Origin of the sequence: Actinoplanes sp. NPDC049548, assembly GCF_040676695.1 — a bacterium.
Taxonomy (GTDB): Bacteria; Actinomycetota; Actinomycetes; order Mycobacteriales; family Micromonosporaceae; genus Actinoplanes.
The window spans coordinates 164,098-179,410 of the sequence record NZ_JBFAPM010000014.1; the positions used below are offsets into that span (position 1 = coordinate 164,098).

Annotated in this window: 18 protein-coding genes; 6 read left to right on the forward strand and 12 right to left on the reverse strand. The window is 70.7% G+C overall.

The annotated features are described in order from the left end of the window. Positions 1-112: 112 nt before the first annotated feature. From AB0J80_RS26240 to AB0J80_RS26270, 7 genes are all read right to left on the reverse strand, one after another. Positions 113-1,267, reverse strand: coding sequence for a hypothetical protein (locus AB0J80_RS26240; RefSeq protein WP_364709783.1), 1,155 nt, complete (start codon positions 1,265-1,267; stop codon positions 113-115). Positions 1,268-1,389: 122 nt separating this feature from the next. Then, positions 1,390-2,277, reverse strand: coding sequence for a hydroxymethylglutaryl-CoA lyase (locus AB0J80_RS26245; protein ID WP_364709786.1), 888 nt, complete (start codon positions 2,275-2,277; stop codon positions 1,390-1,392). An 11-nt stretch (positions 2,278-2,288) separates the two neighbouring features. Continuing rightward, positions 2,289-3,626 (reverse strand): biotin carboxylase N-terminal domain-containing protein, encoded by a 1,338-nt coding sequence (locus tag AB0J80_RS26250; protein ID WP_364709788.1) that lies wholly within the window; start codon positions 3,624-3,626, stop codon positions 2,289-2,291. 524 nt (positions 3,627-4,150) lie between these two features. After that, entirely contained in the window at positions 4,151-4,753 is a 603-nt protein-coding gene (locus AB0J80_RS26255) for a TetR/AcrR family transcriptional regulator (RefSeq protein ID WP_364709790.1), read from the reverse strand. Positions 4,754-4,983: 230 nt separating this feature from the next. Further along, positions 4,984-5,532: a VanZ family protein gene (locus AB0J80_RS26260; protein WP_364709792.1), complete on the reverse strand. Its 549-nt coding sequence runs from the start codon at positions 5,530-5,532 to the stop codon at positions 4,984-4,986. 231 nt (positions 5,533-5,763) lie between these two features. After that, positions 5,764-6,663 (reverse strand): sulfurtransferase, encoded by a 900-nt coding sequence (locus AB0J80_RS26265; protein ID WP_364709794.1) that lies wholly within the window; start codon positions 6,661-6,663, stop codon positions 5,764-5,766. A gap of 5 nt (positions 6,664-6,668) precedes the next feature. Next, positions 6,669-7,442 carry an SGNH/GDSL hydrolase family protein gene (locus AB0J80_RS26270; protein ID WP_364709881.1) on the reverse strand — a complete coding sequence of 258 codons (774 nt, stop codon included), beginning with the start codon at positions 7,440-7,442 and terminating at the stop codon, positions 6,669-6,671. A gap of 144 nt (positions 7,443-7,586) precedes the next feature. Here AB0J80_RS26270 and AB0J80_RS26275 point away from each other — a divergent pair, with 144 nt between their 5' ends. The 4 genes from AB0J80_RS26275 to AB0J80_RS26290 all read left to right on the forward strand — a co-directional run bounded on the left by AB0J80_RS26275 (position 7,587) and on the right by AB0J80_RS26290 (position 11,122). Beyond that, the gene (locus AB0J80_RS26275; protein WP_364709797.1) at positions 7,587-9,311 is read left to right on the forward strand and encodes a proline--tRNA ligase; all 1,725 of its coding nucleotides are present in this window, start codon (positions 7,587-7,589) and stop codon (positions 9,309-9,311) included. Positions 9,312-9,411: 100 nt separating this feature from the next. After that, complete coding sequence (locus tag AB0J80_RS26280) at positions 9,412-9,804, forward strand: CBS domain-containing protein (protein ID WP_364709798.1); 393 nt, start codon at positions 9,412-9,414, stop codon at positions 9,802-9,804. A gap of 218 nt (positions 9,805-10,022) precedes the next feature. Beyond that, positions 10,023-10,460 (forward strand): SufE family protein, encoded by a 438-nt coding sequence (locus tag AB0J80_RS26285; protein ID WP_364709801.1) that lies wholly within the window; start codon positions 10,023-10,025, stop codon positions 10,458-10,460. Beyond that, positions 10,457-11,122 carry a DsbA family oxidoreductase gene (locus AB0J80_RS26290; protein ID WP_364709803.1) on the forward strand — a complete coding sequence of 222 codons (666 nt, stop codon included), beginning with the start codon at positions 10,457-10,459 and terminating at the stop codon, positions 11,120-11,122. The genes AB0J80_RS26285 and AB0J80_RS26290 overlap by 4 nt, the downstream gene beginning before the upstream one ends. Before the next feature lie 283 nt (positions 11,123-11,405). On the opposite strand, the gene AB0J80_RS26295 is transcribed toward AB0J80_RS26290, so the two are convergent. Genes AB0J80_RS26295 through AB0J80_RS26305 form a run of 3 tightly spaced genes read right to left on the reverse strand, consistent with a single transcriptional unit; the run spans position 11,406 to position 12,644 of the window. After that, a complete protein-coding gene (locus AB0J80_RS26295; RefSeq protein ID WP_364709806.1) occupies positions 11,406-11,918 on the reverse strand; it encodes a GNAT family N-acetyltransferase in 513 nt (170 codons plus the stop codon). 12 nt (positions 11,919-11,930) lie between these two features. Further along, entirely contained in the window at positions 11,931-12,080 is a 150-nt protein-coding gene (locus AB0J80_RS26300; protein ID WP_364709808.1) for a hypothetical protein, read from the reverse strand. Positions 12,081-12,083: 3 nt separating this feature from the next. Continuing rightward, on the reverse strand, positions 12,084-12,644 hold the full coding sequence (locus tag AB0J80_RS26305; RefSeq protein WP_364709810.1) for a YbaK/EbsC family protein: 561 nt from the start codon (positions 12,642-12,644) through the stop codon (positions 12,084-12,086). A 173-nt stretch (positions 12,645-12,817) separates the two neighbouring features. Here AB0J80_RS26305 and AB0J80_RS26310 point away from each other — a divergent pair, with 173 nt between their 5' ends. Continuing rightward, positions 12,818-13,324, forward strand: a complete 507-nt coding sequence (locus AB0J80_RS26310) for a hypothetical protein (protein ID WP_364709813.1) — start codon at positions 12,818-12,820, stop codon at positions 13,322-13,324. A gap of 1 nt (position 13,325) precedes the next feature. Here AB0J80_RS26310 and AB0J80_RS26315 read toward each other — a convergent pair whose 3' ends face one another. Next, entirely contained in the window at positions 13,326-13,724 is a 399-nt protein-coding gene (locus AB0J80_RS26315; protein ID WP_364709815.1) for an NUDIX hydrolase, read from the reverse strand. Positions 13,725-13,869: 145 nt separating this feature from the next. Here AB0J80_RS26315 and AB0J80_RS26320 point away from each other — a divergent pair, with 145 nt between their 5' ends. Next, positions 13,870-14,742 carry a sulfotransferase domain-containing protein gene (locus AB0J80_RS26320; RefSeq protein ID WP_364709817.1) on the forward strand — a complete coding sequence of 291 codons (873 nt, stop codon included), beginning with the start codon at positions 13,870-13,872 and terminating at the stop codon, positions 14,740-14,742. Positions 14,743-14,757: 15 nt separating this feature from the next. Here the strand turns inward: AB0J80_RS26320 and AB0J80_RS26325 are convergent, their stop codons facing one another. Then, positions 14,758-15,294 (reverse strand): helix-turn-helix domain-containing protein, encoded by a 537-nt coding sequence (locus AB0J80_RS26325; protein ID WP_364709820.1) that lies wholly within the window; start codon positions 15,292-15,294, stop codon positions 14,758-14,760. Positions 15,295-15,313: the final 19 nt, after the last annotated feature.

The window sequence follows — 15,313 nt, forward strand, 5'->3', positions numbered from 1 at the left end:
TGCGGTGAGTGACGACCCGGGCCTCAACGATGATTCGCCGCTTGTTCGCAAACGGTTCCAGGAATCGGGCCCGCGGCGCTCGGGCGCGGCATGCGCCCGGCGGTGGGTGTCACTAGTCAGGTGAGACGGTCGGTGCCTCGGCGTCGTGGCGCCGGACCTCGACATCGGTCGCGATCGGCAGCCGGCGGCAAGCCGTCGAGCTGTCCGCGACCGCTGACGGAAGGACGGCCGCAGAGGGGCCACCGTCCGTCGCAGTTCCCGCCCCGGAGGCCGGGAACCCGTTCGCTGCCCCGAGGTCAACCCGCAGCGGCGCGGGTCCGTCACCATCGGGTTTCTCGCGGACCGTCTCCGGCACGAACGCCGCGTGCGCGACCTGGTGCCGGGTGACGGTCTTTCCCACCGGGTGCCGCACGAGGTCCTGCGTGAGGACCGGTGCGGACTTGTGCTCGTCCGTCGCCCGTGGCTGCTCCAGGAACGCGACGTCGGGCGTCGTGGCACCCGCGTCCGGCTCCGGAGCGTTCTGGGGTGCCGCCGCGTCCGGCTCCGCCGCGTGCTGCGGCAGGCCGGTCACCACGTCGGTCACCGGGACGAGCGTCCGGGTGTCCACCGCCTCGCCGGTGAGGCGAACTGGGGCGGTCAGATCCCGGATGACGCGGTCGACCCCGCCGAGGGCGGAATCCGCGTCCGTGCTGTGCGTGACCTCGCCGACCGTGTCCACGAGCCGCTTCGGGATCGTGGTCACCGTGCCGAGGCCGGTGTGGCGCCCGCCGGACTCCCACGGCTCGGCGACCGTGCCGAGGACCCGGCCGATCACCGGCGCATCCGCCTCGGCGCCGTGCACCACGGCGCCCAGCAGGGACGTACCGCCCCCGTCGCGGCCGTGGCCGGCGGCGTGGTCATGGCCGCTGCCGGTGCCGCGGTGCTGTCCGGCGGCCCGCTGGAGGCCGCTGGCGTGCTTCGCGGCTCCCTCGAGGCCGACGCCCTCGTAGCCGACGGCGTGCGTCGCGGCTTGAGTCGCGGCGCCGAGGAGCCCGCCGGTCACCGGCTCGTGCTCGGCGGCGTGGGCGGCGGCTCCGGAGAGCAGCCAGGCCGCGCCGGCGATACCGCCGACGACCAGTGCGCGCAGACCCCACCGGGATCCGGACCGGTTCCCCCGCTGCCGCTCCGCCCCCTGGCTGTGGGGCGGCATGAGCGCGGGGCCGGTGGACGAAACGGCCGACGGACGGCGCGCCGGGCGCGGCTCGCGCTCGACCCCCCACCCCGTCATTGGTCCCGCCCCTCGTCGTCGACTCGTGACCCGCGGCCGAGTATTCAGCCACTCGGTATTGGTAACGAAGCGACACAGTCAGGGTCACGCGGACGAATGGAGAAAATCGATCGGACGTTTTCCTACGACGACACCAATCTGGTACGCGGTCCGGCTCGAAGAACACCCGACGGAAGCGTGCGCCCCAGCAGTCCTTCCGCCATACCGGCGACCTCGATAAGCGATTCCAGGTCGACGCCGGTGGACAGGCCCATGTCCTCCAGCATGTGCACGAGCTCCTCGGTGGCGATGTTGCCGGATGCGCCGGGCGCGTACGGGCACCCGCCGATCCCGCCCACGCTGGCGTCGAACTCGGTCACCCCGAGCTCGAGCGCGGTGAGGACGTTCGCCAGCCCCGTACCCCGGGTGTTGTGGAAATGCAGCAGCTCCGGGCGTACCTCCGAAAGCAGGTCACGAACCCGGCGGGGAGTCGCCATGCCGGTGGTGTCGCCGAACGCGACCCGGTCCGCGCCGTCGGCGCGGACCCGCTCCACGATCCCTGCGACCCGCTCCGGAGCGATGTCACCCTCGAACGGGCACCCGAAACTGGTGGCAACGATCACCTCGAGCGTCGCACCGGCCTCATGGACGAGCGGGATGAGCGCGGCGATGTCGTCGAGCGACTCCCCGGTCGAGCGGTTCAGGTTCCTGCGGTTGTGCGTGTCGCTCGCCGACACCACGACCTCGATCTCCCGGAAGCCGGCCGCGATCGCCCGCTGAGCGCCGCGCGTGTTCGGGATCAGCGCGGAGTAACGGATCTCCGGGTTGTGCCAGGCGCGCGCCCACACCTCGTCGGCGTCCGCCATCTGCGGAATGGCCTTCGGATGGACGAACGAGACGGCCTCGATCCGCCTGACACCCGTACGGGAGAGGGCGTCGATCAGGCGGACCTTGTCGTCGGTGGGGATGGGTTCCTCGTTCTGCAGCCCGTCACGCGGGGCCACTTCCCGGATCGAGATCGCGGTGCTCACGTCGTCTCCCCTCAGCGCATCCGGGACACGATGCCGGTGTCGTAGTCGCCGGAGAGGAACTCGTCGTTCTCCAGCAGCTCGGCGAAGAACGGCAGGTTGTTCTTCGGCCCGGCGATCTCGAACCCCGCCACGGCCGCCCGCGCCCGGGCGATCGCCTCATCCCGGTCGGCTCCGAAGACGACCAGCTTCGCCATCAGCGAGTCGTAGAACGGCGTGACCGTGGTGCCGGCCGCGTACCCGGAATCCACCCGGACCCCCTCACCACCCGGCTCGACCCAGGTGGCGACCTGACCGGGACCCGGCAGGAAACGCTTGGGATCCTCGGCATTGACCCGCAGCTCGATCGCATGCCCGCTGGTCGCCAGGTCGTCCACGTCGAAGGACGGCGCCTCCCCGGAGGCGATGAGCAGCTGCTGCTCGACCAGGTCGATACCGTGGATCAGCTCGGTGATCGGATGCTCGACCTGCAGCCGGGTGTTCATCTCCAGGAAGAAGAACTCGCCGGTGGCCGGATCGAGCAGGCACTCGACCGTGCCGGCGTTCCGGTAGTTCACCGCCTCGCCCGCCTTGACCGCGGCGGCGAGGAAGCGCTTGCGGAGCGCCGGGTCGACGGCCGGGCTCGGCGCCTCCTCGACCAGCTTCTGATTGCGGCGCTGCACCGAGCACTCCCGCTCGCTCAAAGCGATCACCCGGCCGTCGGCCAGCCCGAGAATCTGCACCTCGACGTGCCGCACCCGGGGAAAGTAGCGCTCGATCAGCACCGAGCCGTCACCGAACATCCGCTCGGCGAAGGCCCGCACCTTGTCGTACTCGGTCCGCAACGCCGCCTCGTCGTTCGCGACGGCCATCCCCATGCCGCCGCCGCCCGCAGCCGCCTTCACCATCACCGGGTAGCCGATCCCGGCGGCCGCCTCGATCGCCGCCTCCACCGACGCGGCCGGGTCCTGCGTCCCGGGCGCGACCGGCACACCGGCCGCCGCCATCAGATTCCGAGCATTGATCTTGTCGCCCATCGCGCTGATCGCGTCGGCGCCGGGCCCGACCCACACCAGGCCGTTGGCTTCGACGGTACGGGCGAAGTCGGCGTTCTCGCTCAGGAAACCGTAGCCGGGGTGAACGGCCTGCGCACCGGTCGACTTGGCGGCGGCGAGGATCGCCTCGGTGTTGCGGTAGCTCTGCGCAGGGTTCGCCGGTCCGACACACACCGCCTCGTCGGCCTCGACGACGAACGGCATGCCGGCGTCGGCCTCGGAATGAACCGCGACCGACCGGATCCCGAGCCGCTTGGCGGTACGGATGATCCGGCGGGCGATCTCGCCCCGGTTGGCGACGAGCAGCGACTCGATCATTTTCGCTCTTTCTTCCGGGTCTCGAAGGGGTGGCTCGAGAGGGTGGATGGGCAGGGGTACGCCCGGTGGTACGAGGTGTTCGGGTGGCGCGTGATCGGTGCGCGGGGTGGGGTCCTTGTGGGGGCTTGTTCCGGCGTTCGCTCGTGCGCGTCTTGGTGCCCTGGCCGGTTTCTGAGGCTTGGAGCGTGGGTGACGCTGATGCGCCCGTCGACATGTTCCGGCCGGGATCGCCTGCTCACGGGCGTGTCGACATGCTCCGGTCGGGATCGCCCGCTGGCCGGCCTGTTACGACGCCCTGGCCGGGGCTCCCTGCGTACAGGCCTGTTGCCACGGGACCCCTTGCTTACAGGCCTCTCGCCACGCTCGGGCCCGGACCACCCGCTGACGGGCGTGTCGACACGATGCGGCCGTGCTTGCCCGCTGACGGGCGTGTCGGCACGCTCCGGTCGGGTCTCGCCACGGCTCAGGCCCTGGCCGCGCCACTCAGGTGACGGGGTGAGGCGTGCGCCGTGGCCGCACATGGGTCAGCGGCCGATCAGGGCGTGGGCCGCGGCTTCCCGCAGCAGGGCAGCCCGGCGGTTCCGGTCCACCTCGCCGCCGAGGAAGGGCGTGGAGTTCATGAGGCCGAATGCCGAGTGGGCGAGCACCCGAGCCTCGCCGGCGTCCAGCTCGGGACGCAACGTGGCGAGCACGGCGACCCACTCCTCGACATACAGCCGCTGCAGCCGACGGATCTGCCGGCGCGGCTCGTCGGGCAGGCGGTCGAGCTCGTGCAGGTGGAGGGCGATCACCGCAGGGTTGGCGAGAGCGAACTCGACGTGGAACTCGATCAGATCGGTGAGAGCGGCGCGGGCGTCGTCGGGATGCCGGGCGACGCGCTCCTTGCCTCCGTGCAGCAGGCCCTCGCTCACCGGGATGAGGGCGGCCACGAGCATGGCCTCCTTGCCGGCGAAGTGGTGATACAGCGCGGGCCCGGTCACGCCGGCGGCCGAGCCGATGTCGTCCATCGACACGCCGTGATATCCCCGGGCGGCGAAGAGCCCGACCGCTATCTCGAGGATCTCGTCCCGGCGTGAACGCCGTCGCGGAGCCGGCGGTCCGGGACGCTGCTGCTGATCTACCGTCACCTCGCAACTCTAACCCGCTGTCAAGCGGGTTACTGAACGGTCGTTCAGGCAGTTTTCGGAGCTGCGCGCTCCCCATGATGGCGCTCCGGCCGACGTCGACCGGCCCGAATGTGACCGGGATGACACCCGGCTGACCACCGTCGTGCTCGTGTGGACCGCACGGCGAAGTACTGGCTTCCGGGCGCTGACCGGCCCCGCGGTCTTGGCCGGCGAACGGCGCCAACGGCGTCTCAGTTCGATCCTGACGGCATCCCGGTCGGCACGGCCAGCTGTTCCGGCTCGCGGCCGGCCCACCAGCGCCGCGAGGCCGCCCCCGCGAGCACCGCCCCGAGCGTGTTCATCAGGACGTCGTCAATGCTCGACACCCGGCCGATCGCAAGCACCCACTGCAGCGCCTCCACCGCAGCCGACGTGACGACAGCGGCGACAAAGATCCGCGGCACCGACGCCATGGCCGCGAACCGCACGGGCAGGAAGAACCCGAAGGCGGCGAGCACGAGCAGATTGCCGACAACCTGGGTGGCTGCCGTCTCGAAGTCCCCGCTCACCCAGGACGGAAGGTCGTGCAGGGGCACAAGGTCGACCGACCGCGGCGCGTCCTGCGGGGTGAAGAGCATGATCGTCCAAGGCAGCGACCCGGCGACCAACCCCACCTCGGCACCCGCCAGCCGCCGCCCCACCTCGCGCCGCCGCCACCGGTAGGCGACGAGGCTCAGAACCGGTAGCACCAGGGCAACCACCACGATCGTCGTTCCGTGATCCCGCCAGGCCGCCCCCATACCGGCGCAATCTAGGCCGCCCGAGCAACCCCACCGGCGACCGTGGCGTCTACGAGGCACGCCGCCATCCGCTCACGCCCCTCCGACCGAGGCCACCCACACAACACGACGCCGCCCGGCGACGGCTTTCGGCGCACGACTGGGTTGGGTCATGCGTCCTCTGCGAAGAACACATGACCCTGTCGGGCCGGGGCCAGCCAGAGGCCGGGCGGCGTTGGCGCGGCGAGCCGGTCAGGAGAGGCCGCCGGGCTCCGATCCCTTGGCGATCGGGGCGCGGACGAGGTTGCCCCACTCCGTCCATGAGCCGTCGTAGTTGCGGACCTGCGGATACCCGAGGAGGTGGTGCAGCACGAACCACGTGTGGCTCGACCGCTCGCCGATCCGGCAGTAGGCGATCACGTCGTCGCCGGTCTCCAGGCCCAGCTCGTCCCGGTAGATCTTGGCGAGCTCGTCGGCGGGCTTGAAGGTGCCGTCCTCGTTCGCTGCGGACTTCCACGGCTTGCTGACCGCGCCCGGGATGTGGCCGCCGCGCAAGGCGCCCTCCTGCGGGTATGCCTCCATGTGGGTCAGCTCGCCCGTGTACTCCTGCGGGGACCGGACGTCGACCAGGGGACGCCCGCTCGAGATGTGGCCCATGACCTGGTCGCGGAAGGCGCGGATCGAGCTGTCCTCGCGGACCGGGACCGGGTACGTCGCGGGTGGGCGTACCGTTTTGTCGCGGGTCAGCTCACGCCCCTCGGCCGCCCATTTCTGCCGGCCGCCGTCCAGCAGGCGCAGGTCCCGGTGGCCGAAGAGGCTGAAGACCCAGAGCGCATACGCCGCCCACCAGTTGAAGTTGTCGCCGTAGAAGACGATCGTGTCGTCGCGGCCGATCCCCTTGGCCTCGCACAGCGCCGCGAACTTCGCCGGGTCGAGGTAGTCGCGCGTGAGCTGGTCGTTCAGCTCGGTGTGCCAGTCGACCTTCACGGCGCCCGGGATGTGCCCGGTGTCGTAGAGCAGCACGTCCTCGTCCGACTCGACGATCACCAGACCCGGGGTGTCGAGGTTCGCGGCGAGCCACTCGGTGGTGACCAGCTTGTCGGGGTGGGCGTACGCCTGCAGGGACGGCGCCGGATCGTTCTCAACGGGCATGTCACTCACGCTATCGCTTCGATGGGGGCGAGCTCGGGACGCTTGGGGGTGACCTCGTCGCCGGACGAGGCGCCGGCGAGCCGCCGCTTGATCCAGGGTGCGAGGTGTTGTCCCGCCCAGCGCAGGTCCGCGCCGCGCGCGAGAAGCCACGGCGTGGGCGCGGGCATGGGCGGCACGAGCAGCCAGTCCTCGTCGACGCCGACGCCGAGCGCGCGCAGGACGTGGCCGGCGACCCGGCGGTGACCCGCGGCGGAGAGGTGCAGGCGGTCGGTGCTCCACAACAACGGGTTGTGGAAAGCCCGGTCGGCGAAGAGGTCGATCAGGTAGGCACCGTGGCGCTCGGCCACCCGGCGCGCCCCGTCGTTCAGGACGGCCGCGCGCGGGGCGACGATGCGCTGCCCGGGCAGATGGGCGGTGACGTCGGCGAAGCGGAAGAGGATCACGTCGGCACCGGTCTCCCGGATCCGGCCGATCGTCGAGTCGATCTTGTCAACCAGCGCCCCGGGGTCGACCTTGCGACGCAGCACGTCGTTGCCGCCCGCCGCGAAGCTCACGAGGCCGGGCCGCATCGCCAGCACGGGGTCGAGCTGCTCGGCGACGACCTGGTCGAGGAGCTTGCCCCGGACGGCGAGGTTCGCGTACCCGAAATCGGGCCCGGCGTCGACGGCCAGGCGTGCGGCGACCAGGTCCGCCCAACCGCGATAGGTGCCGTCGGGATAGCTGTCGTCCATGCCCTCCGTGAAACTATCGCCCATCGCCACGAAGTTCTTCCAGGTCACGGCCACCCCCTGAACGTTGGCTCATGTGCTTCGACCCGCCGAGTTTTCCACTGCCGGGCGGCGAGCGGCACGTGACGATGGCGACATCGGCGGCCGGCCGATAACCGGGTGTTTCTGTCAGAGCCGGTCCCTAGGCTCACGCACATGCTGATCCGAATGTCCACGCTGCTGCTCAAGACCTTGCGCGAGGAGCCGGCCGACGCGGAGGTGCCGAGCCATCGGCTCCTCCTGCGCGCCGGTTACATCCGTCGCGCTGCGCCGGGCGGATACACGTGGCTGCCGCTCGGCAAGCTCGTCCTCGACCAGGTGAGCCGCATCGTCCGAGAGGAGATGGCCTCCGTCGACGGCCAGGAGGTCAGCTTTCCGTCACTCCTGCCCCGGGAGGCCTATGACGTCAGCGGCCGCTGGACGGAGTACGGCGAGGACATCTTCACGCTGAAAGACCGCCGCGGCGCCGATCACCTGCTCGCGCCCACACACGAGGAGATGTTCACGCTGCTGGTGCAGGACATGACGAGCTCCTACCGGGACTTCCCGCTGATCCTGTTCCAGGTCCAGACGAAGTTCCGCGACGAGCAGCGGCCCCGGGCCGGGCTGCTGCGGGGACGCGAGTTCCTCATGAAGGACGCCTACTCGTTCGACCTCTCCGACGAAGGCTTCCTCGCGGCGTACGGGAAGATCCGCGCGGCCTACCAGCGCATCTTCGACCGCCTCGGCCTCGAACACACCATCGTCGCGGCGATGTCGGGTGCCATGGGCGGCTCGGCTTCGGAAGAGTTCCTGGCCACCGCCGACGTGGGCGAGGACACGTTCGTCGGCTGCACGACGTGTGACTACGCAGCGAACACCGAAGCGGTGGTGACCCCGGTGCCTTCCGTGGAACACCGCGAGCACGGGCCGCTGACGGTGCACGACACCCCGCAGACCCCGACGATCGCCTCCCTCGTCGACCTGGCCAACGCGCGGGCTCTCGACGGCCGGACCGACTGGACCGCCGCCGACACCCTGAAGAACGTGGTGGTGACCGTTCACCACCCCGGCAAGCACGACGAGCTGCTGGTCATCGGTGTGCCCGGCGACCGCGAAGTCGACATGAAGCGGCTGGAAGCGGTGCTGAGCCCCGCCAAGGTCACCATGTTCGACGACTTCGCCTCCCGCCCCGACCTGGTCCGCGGCTACATCGGTCCGCAAGGCATCAAAGTGCGCTACCTGGCCGACCCACGCGTCGCGCCCGGCACCGCCTGGTTGACCGGCGCCAACGAACAGGGCAAGCACGCCACCTCGGTGGTGGCCGGCCGCGACTTCACCCCCAACGGCACCATCGAAGCGGCCGAGGTTCGCGCCGGCGACCCGTGCCCCGGATGCGGTGACGGGCAGCTGACCATGCGCCGCGGCATCGAGATCGCCCACATCTTCCAGCTCGGCCGGCGCTACACCGACGCCTTCGAAGTCGACGTCCTGGGCGCGGACGGCAGGACAGTACGCCCGACCATGGGTTCCTACGGCATCGGCGTCTCCCGAGCCGTCGCCTCGATCGCGGAGCAACACCACGACGACCGCGGCATCCTCTGGCCCGACGAGGTCGCGCCGGCCGACGTCCACGTCATCGGCGCCGGCAAGGACGGCCAGATCCAGGCGGCCCTGACCCTGGCGGCAGAGCTTGAGAAGGCGGGACTGCGCGTGCTCGTCGACGACAGACCGCAGCTGTCCGCAGGCGTGAAGTTCACCGATGCGGAGCTGATCGGCATCCGCCGCTGCGTCGTGGTCGGCCGCCGTCTGTCCGAGGGGTACGCGGAACTGCGCGACCGGCGTACGGGCGACCGCCACGACGTCCGGCTCGAGGAGGTGACCGGTGCGCTACTGGGGTGAATCCCCCGATGTCCCTTCCCGCCGCCGGGGGTGTAATCGGTGACACGGCCGGGTACCCGCTCGCGTAACGGGCGGGGCAGAAGTGCGGGGAGGTACGTCCATGGCTAGGACGGCAGTGGCGGACGTGATGACCCGGAAGGTCGTCTACCTGCCGGGCGACACCATGCTCGACGAAGCCGCCCAGGTCATGCGCGACCAGGGCATCGGCGACGTGGTGGTGACCACCGGGCCCACGATGACCGGCGTGGTCACCGACCGCGACATCGTCGTACGAGCAATCGCCGAAGGCCTCCCACCCCAGAGCACGACGCTGTCCTCGATCGCCTCGCTGGAGCTCATCATGGTGGAGCAGTCAGCCACTGTGGAGGACGCGGTCCAGGCGATGCGCGAGCGCGGCGTTCGCCGGCTCCTGGTCTGCGACGCCGACCGGAAGGTGGTCGGGATCCTCAGCCTCAGCGATGTGGCGCTCCTACCGACATCGACGCCGGCCTGACCGGACGGTGGTCAAGACCGAGCCCAGCGACGCGACCGTTCGGCAGGGGTCGGCGCGCCTCCATGCCCACCGGCGCCAACGAGACCGCGCTCGACCACGACGCGCTGGCGGGCCATCGCGTCCAGCCACGACCCGGCCCGCTTCCTGCGACGCGGCGCGGAGGCGCCCAAACTGCCGGACTCGGCACAGGCGGCCTCCGGCGACGTAGGGTCGCAAACGTGAGCGACATGCCCCCGAAGCTGGCCGAGATCGTCGACGAGTTCGCCTCCGCGCCGCGTGAGGTCGTGCTCGAGATGCTGCTGGAGTTCGCCGACGCCGTACCTGCGCTGCCCGATGAGCTGAAGGACCACGAAGGGATGGAACAGGTCCCGGAGTGCCAGACGCAGTTCTTCCTACGGGCCGAGGTTCAGCAGGACGACACCGTGCGGACCTGGTTCGACTGCCCGCCCGAGGCGCCGACCACTCGGGCGTTCGCCGGGATCCTTTCGGAGGGGTTGGAGTCCGCCTCGGCGGCCGAGATCCTCGCCGTGCCCGACGATCTCTACAGCCGGATGAGGCTGGCGACGGCGATCAGCCCGCTGCGCATCCGTGGCGGTACGGCCATTCTCGCCCGCCTCAAGCGGCAGATCCGCGAGCAGGAGAGCGCCCGGGCATGAACATCGAAGTGTGGTCCGACGTCATCTGTCCCTGGTGCTACCTCGGCAAGCATCGGCTGGAGGCGGCACTGCGGGGATTCCCGGAGCCCGTCACGGTGACCTTCCGCGCGTACCAATTGGATCCCTCGCCGGTGCCGCAGCCTTTGCCGATCAAGCAGGCGTTGGCGGCGAAGTTCGGTGGTCCGCTACGCGCGGAGCAGATGTTCGCGCACGTTACCGCGCTGGCCGCGGGCGACGGCCTCGCCATCGACTTCGATCGGGCGGTCCTCGCGAACACCTTCGACGCGCATCGGCTCATCGCCTGGGCGGCCGGCCAGGAACTGCAGTTGATGATGATCGAGGCGCTGCAGCGAGCCCACTTCGCCGAGGGCATCGACGTGGGGTCGCTGCCGGCGCTCGCCCGGCTGGCCGGGTCGATCGGGCTGGATGAGGGGGCGGCCCTGGCCTACCTCGAGTCACCGGCCGGCACCGACGCGGTGAACGCCGACCTCCTGGAGGCTCGAGAGCTTGGCATAACGAGCGTCCCGACGTTCGTGATCGATCGCAAGTACGCCGTCCAGGGCGCGCAGGAGGTGTCCGTCCTCCGGTCCGCCCTCGAAGAGATCGCTCGCCGGGAAACGGTCGACGCTTCGGCGACCCCGGGCGGTTCGACGAGACCCTGACGGTGGTCGCCTCGATGTTCCACGTGAAACGACATCGACCCATTTGATCGATCGGGCCCGCACTTGAAGCCCGCCCGGCGAAGCGATCCATCGAGTGCTTTCCGGCCGGCAACCCAGGCCCACCTAGCTCCGCAACCGGCCGGTCCCGCTGCACTTCCGCAACGGGCCGCGACGGGCCCCCCGCTGGACCGCGACGGGCCGCGACGGGCCGCGACGAGCCGCGACGAGCCGCGACGAGCCGCGACGGAAGATCTAACACCCCGAGCGCCGGCGACAACGATCCTCAAACGCCTAGCTCTCTGCGCATCGCGATCCGCTCGACCGGGTCCAGGCCGTGCTGCGCCTCCACCGCCATCAACCGCGCCAGCTCCGGCCCGAGCTCCCCCTCCCCCAGCTCGACGAAGCCCAGCCGCACGTAGTACGGCCCGTTCCAAGGCACCCCCCGGAAGGTCGTCAACGTCAGCGCGGGATGCCCCCGCTCGGCCGCCCACCGACCCACGAAGTCGATCAGTCCGCGCCCGAGCCCTCTCCGTGCATACGCCGGATCGACACTGACCTGCTCGATGTGTGCGAGCCCGTCCACCACCTCCACCAACACGAAGGCGACGGGCGCTCCGGCGTCGTCGGCAACAACCCAACTCCGCCCTCCCCGCACGAACCGGGCAAGCACGGCGGCCGGCGGAACGGGATGCTCGGCGATGTCGGGCATCCCCACGTCGTGGAAGAGGGCACCCGCCCGGACCTCGATCGCCCGGATCTGCTCAAGGTCGTCGACCTGCGTCGCCCGGATCTCCATCAGCGGAGCGAATCAGCCCTCCCCCGGCCCGTCCAGCCGGTTAACGGCGGGCCGACGCCCGGCCGTGTCCTGCCCGGTCATGACGGCCTGCGACGCGCCCAGCTTCCGCCTCGCGGCGCGGTCCGGCGCGACGATCTCGGCGTCGCCATGATCGGCAGACACTTCCTAAACCTCGCGGGCCAGCCCCTCGATGACCTCTGCGCCGGGCAGCGCACCCAGGGCCGGCCCGGCGATGGCGATCTTGCTGTGCCGCACCCCCGACCCGATGATCACGTGCGGCATGGCCACCACGCGGGCGTCGACCAGCACGGGCCAGTCCTTGGGAAGGCCGATCGGGGTGATCCCGCCGTACTCCATGCCCGTCAGCCGGACCGCCTCCTCCATCGGCGCGAAGCTGGCCTTGCGCACGTCCAGGTATCGCCGCACGGCGCCGTTGACGTCCGCCCGGGTCGTGGCCAGCACGACGCACGCCGCATAGCGGGTGACGCCTTCCCGCTTTCCGGCCACGATCACGCAGTTGGCCGACTCCTCCAGCCGAACCTCGTATGCCTCGCAGAACGCCGCAGTGTCCGCCAGGTCGGCGCTGATCGGCGCCACCAGAACCTGGTCGCCGTCGATGGGCGCATCGACCGGCCATACCTCGAGCGCCGCGGCGACCGGCGCCGCGAGCAGGTCGAGCCGGGAGATCGCGGGTTCGAGCTTCAAGGTTCCGATCACGCTCGCCATCCTCCCCCGATTCCCTCGACCGGGCCAGCCGGGTCACTCTCCCTGTGGGCTTCGGTTATCCACAGGCACAGCGGGCGGCCGAGCCACACCAGCCACATGAGTGACCCACCGCAACGATCATGAAACCGCCGCACCGCTCAGCCATTCGACGATCTTGCCGACCGTCAGGTGATGTGAGGGAGAGACGCGGCGCCAGGGTCGGGACCGTCAGCGGGCTCGCCCTGCTCACCGGCGGGACGGCCGTCGCAGCCGTCGCGCACGGCGCGTCCTCGGTGTTCGCCACGGTCATGCTCGGCATGCTTGCCGCCGGCCTCGGACACGCGCTCCTGACCGAGATCCGCCGTCAGGCACGCCGCGGCACCGGCCGCTGGGCCACCGCGGACACGATCAACACCGTCCTCCTGACGGCCTGGGCCGCGGGCGCGGCCATCCTCGCCGCCCTGCCGCGAACCCCGCTTCCGGTCCGGGCCGTCGGCCTCATTCTCACTTTCGGGTACGCACTGAGCAGCGCCTACTTCGTCCTCGAACGCCGCCGCACCATCGTCGCGGCCAAGCACGGCACCGCTGGAGCCACCGAGGCAGCCGGCACGGAAAGCTTCGAACCAGCAAGCCTCAGCGAGCGCGAGCCGACGACGCAGTCCCAGGAGCCCGTCCAGAGTCCCGTCGAACCCGTCAACTGAGTCAGTCGAGCCGCCACGCGACGATCATCGGCGGTATCGGCACCAGCCCCTCAGCCCCCGGCGTCACCTCGGGTACGGGTACCCAGTCCAGACCGATCGGCTCCGGCCCGGTGACATGCGGCCCCAGCCGCGGCTCGTCGTCGCCGACCGTGCACACGAACACCGAGGTCATTCCCGACGGGTACGGCATGTCGTGCAGGTACCGCGCCTCCTTGACGACCAGGCCGACCTCTTCCAGCACCTCCCGGCGTACCGCATCCTCCGCCGTCTCGCCGGGGTCGATCCCGCCGCCGGGCAGCGTCCACCACTCCCGGCCCCCGTCGCGCCGGCTCCGCTCGTGCACCATCAGCACCCGGCCGTCCCGGATGATGACGGCGGCAGCTCGTCTCCGTCCACTCACGAGTGAAGGCTACTCACGACCGGCTCACCACTACGCGAACGGAGGGGCACGCAGCCGCGAACGATCCGCCGCAGATCGGGCCGCCGACGTGGCGCCGGCCCGAAACCGCTGGTAGTGCGACTCCGGTTCTCCTAGGTTGGACGGAATGCGCTACCGCTCCCCCGACGAGGACAGCGCCCGCTGGGACGGTTTCCCGTTCCGCCAGGGCGACATCATCATCAGTACGCGATCGAAGAGCGGCACGACGTGGATGCAGATGATCTGCGCGCTGCTCGTGTTCCGAAGTCCCGAGCTTCCGGCCCCGCTGCCGGAGCTGTCCCCGTGGCTGGACTGGCTGATAGTCCCGCGCGACGAGGTGCTCGCCCGCCTCGAGGCCCAGCCGCATCGCCGCTTCATCAAGACCCACACCCCGCTCGACGGCCTGCCGCTCGACCCGCGGGCCACGTACATCGTCGTCGCCCGCCACCCGCTCGACATGGCGGTCTCCCTCTTCCACCAGGGCGACAACCTCGACCGGCAGCGGATGGCCGAGCTGCTCGGCAAGCCGGACCCCTCCGAACCGAGCGAGCCGCCGCGCTCCATCCATGACTCCCTGGTCACCTGGGTCGACCACGATCCGGCACCGGCGGACGCCCTGGACTCACTGCCCGGCGTCATGTGGCACCTCACCGACGCGTGGCACCGTCGGCACGAGCCCGGCATCGTCCTGGTCCACTACGCCGACCTGGTGAACGACCTGAACGGGGAGATGCGCCGCCTGGCCGCGCGGCTCGCGATCGACGTACCGGAGAAGCAGTGGCCTTCCCTGGTCGAAGCGGCGAGCTTCACCCGGATGCGGGCACGGGCTTCGCAGCTGGCGCCCGACCCGGCCGGCATCCTCAAGGACCGGAATGCCTTCTTCCGCCGCGGTGGCTCGGGGGCCGGCCGCGAGTTGCTGACCGACGAGGAGCTCGCCCACTACGAGAAGCGAGCCGCGGAGCTGGCGCCGAGCGACCTCCTCGCCTGGCTGCACCGATGACCCGGCACCGCGGGCTCACACCGTCCGCAGGGCCCGCTCGAAGACTTCGGGAGGCATCGGACGCGCACGGTCCTGGCGGCTCTGCGTGAACGCCGCCAGCACCTGACGGCGCTCGTGCTCCGCCAGGATCCCCGCGAACGGCGAGGTCTCCCGCAGCTCGATCGCATACTCGGCGGACGACGTCAGCGCGTCCAGCACCGCCTCCACGCCCTGCTCCAGGACGGCGTCCCACCGGTCGAGCCACTCCCAGGCCCGGCCGTCCGGATGCATGCGCCGCAGCCGCCGCAGGTTGATCTGGGCCGCCGCCAGGACGGCCCGCGGGTCGCGCACGATCTTGCCGGCGACCGCCCGGTGCAGCCACAGCACTTCGAGCTGCTCCCGGTTCATGGCCGGCCGCAGCAGTGCCTCGACGTCACAGCGGCGCATCCGCCGCTGGCCGTCGATCGTCACGTACGGCAGCAGCCCACGAAGGCACAGGTCGACGACGTGCGCCCGCGACGAGCGCAGCAGCACCGCCGCCTCGCCCGTCGTCAGCCAACTCCGTGTGCGCATAGCCACACGTGGATATTGG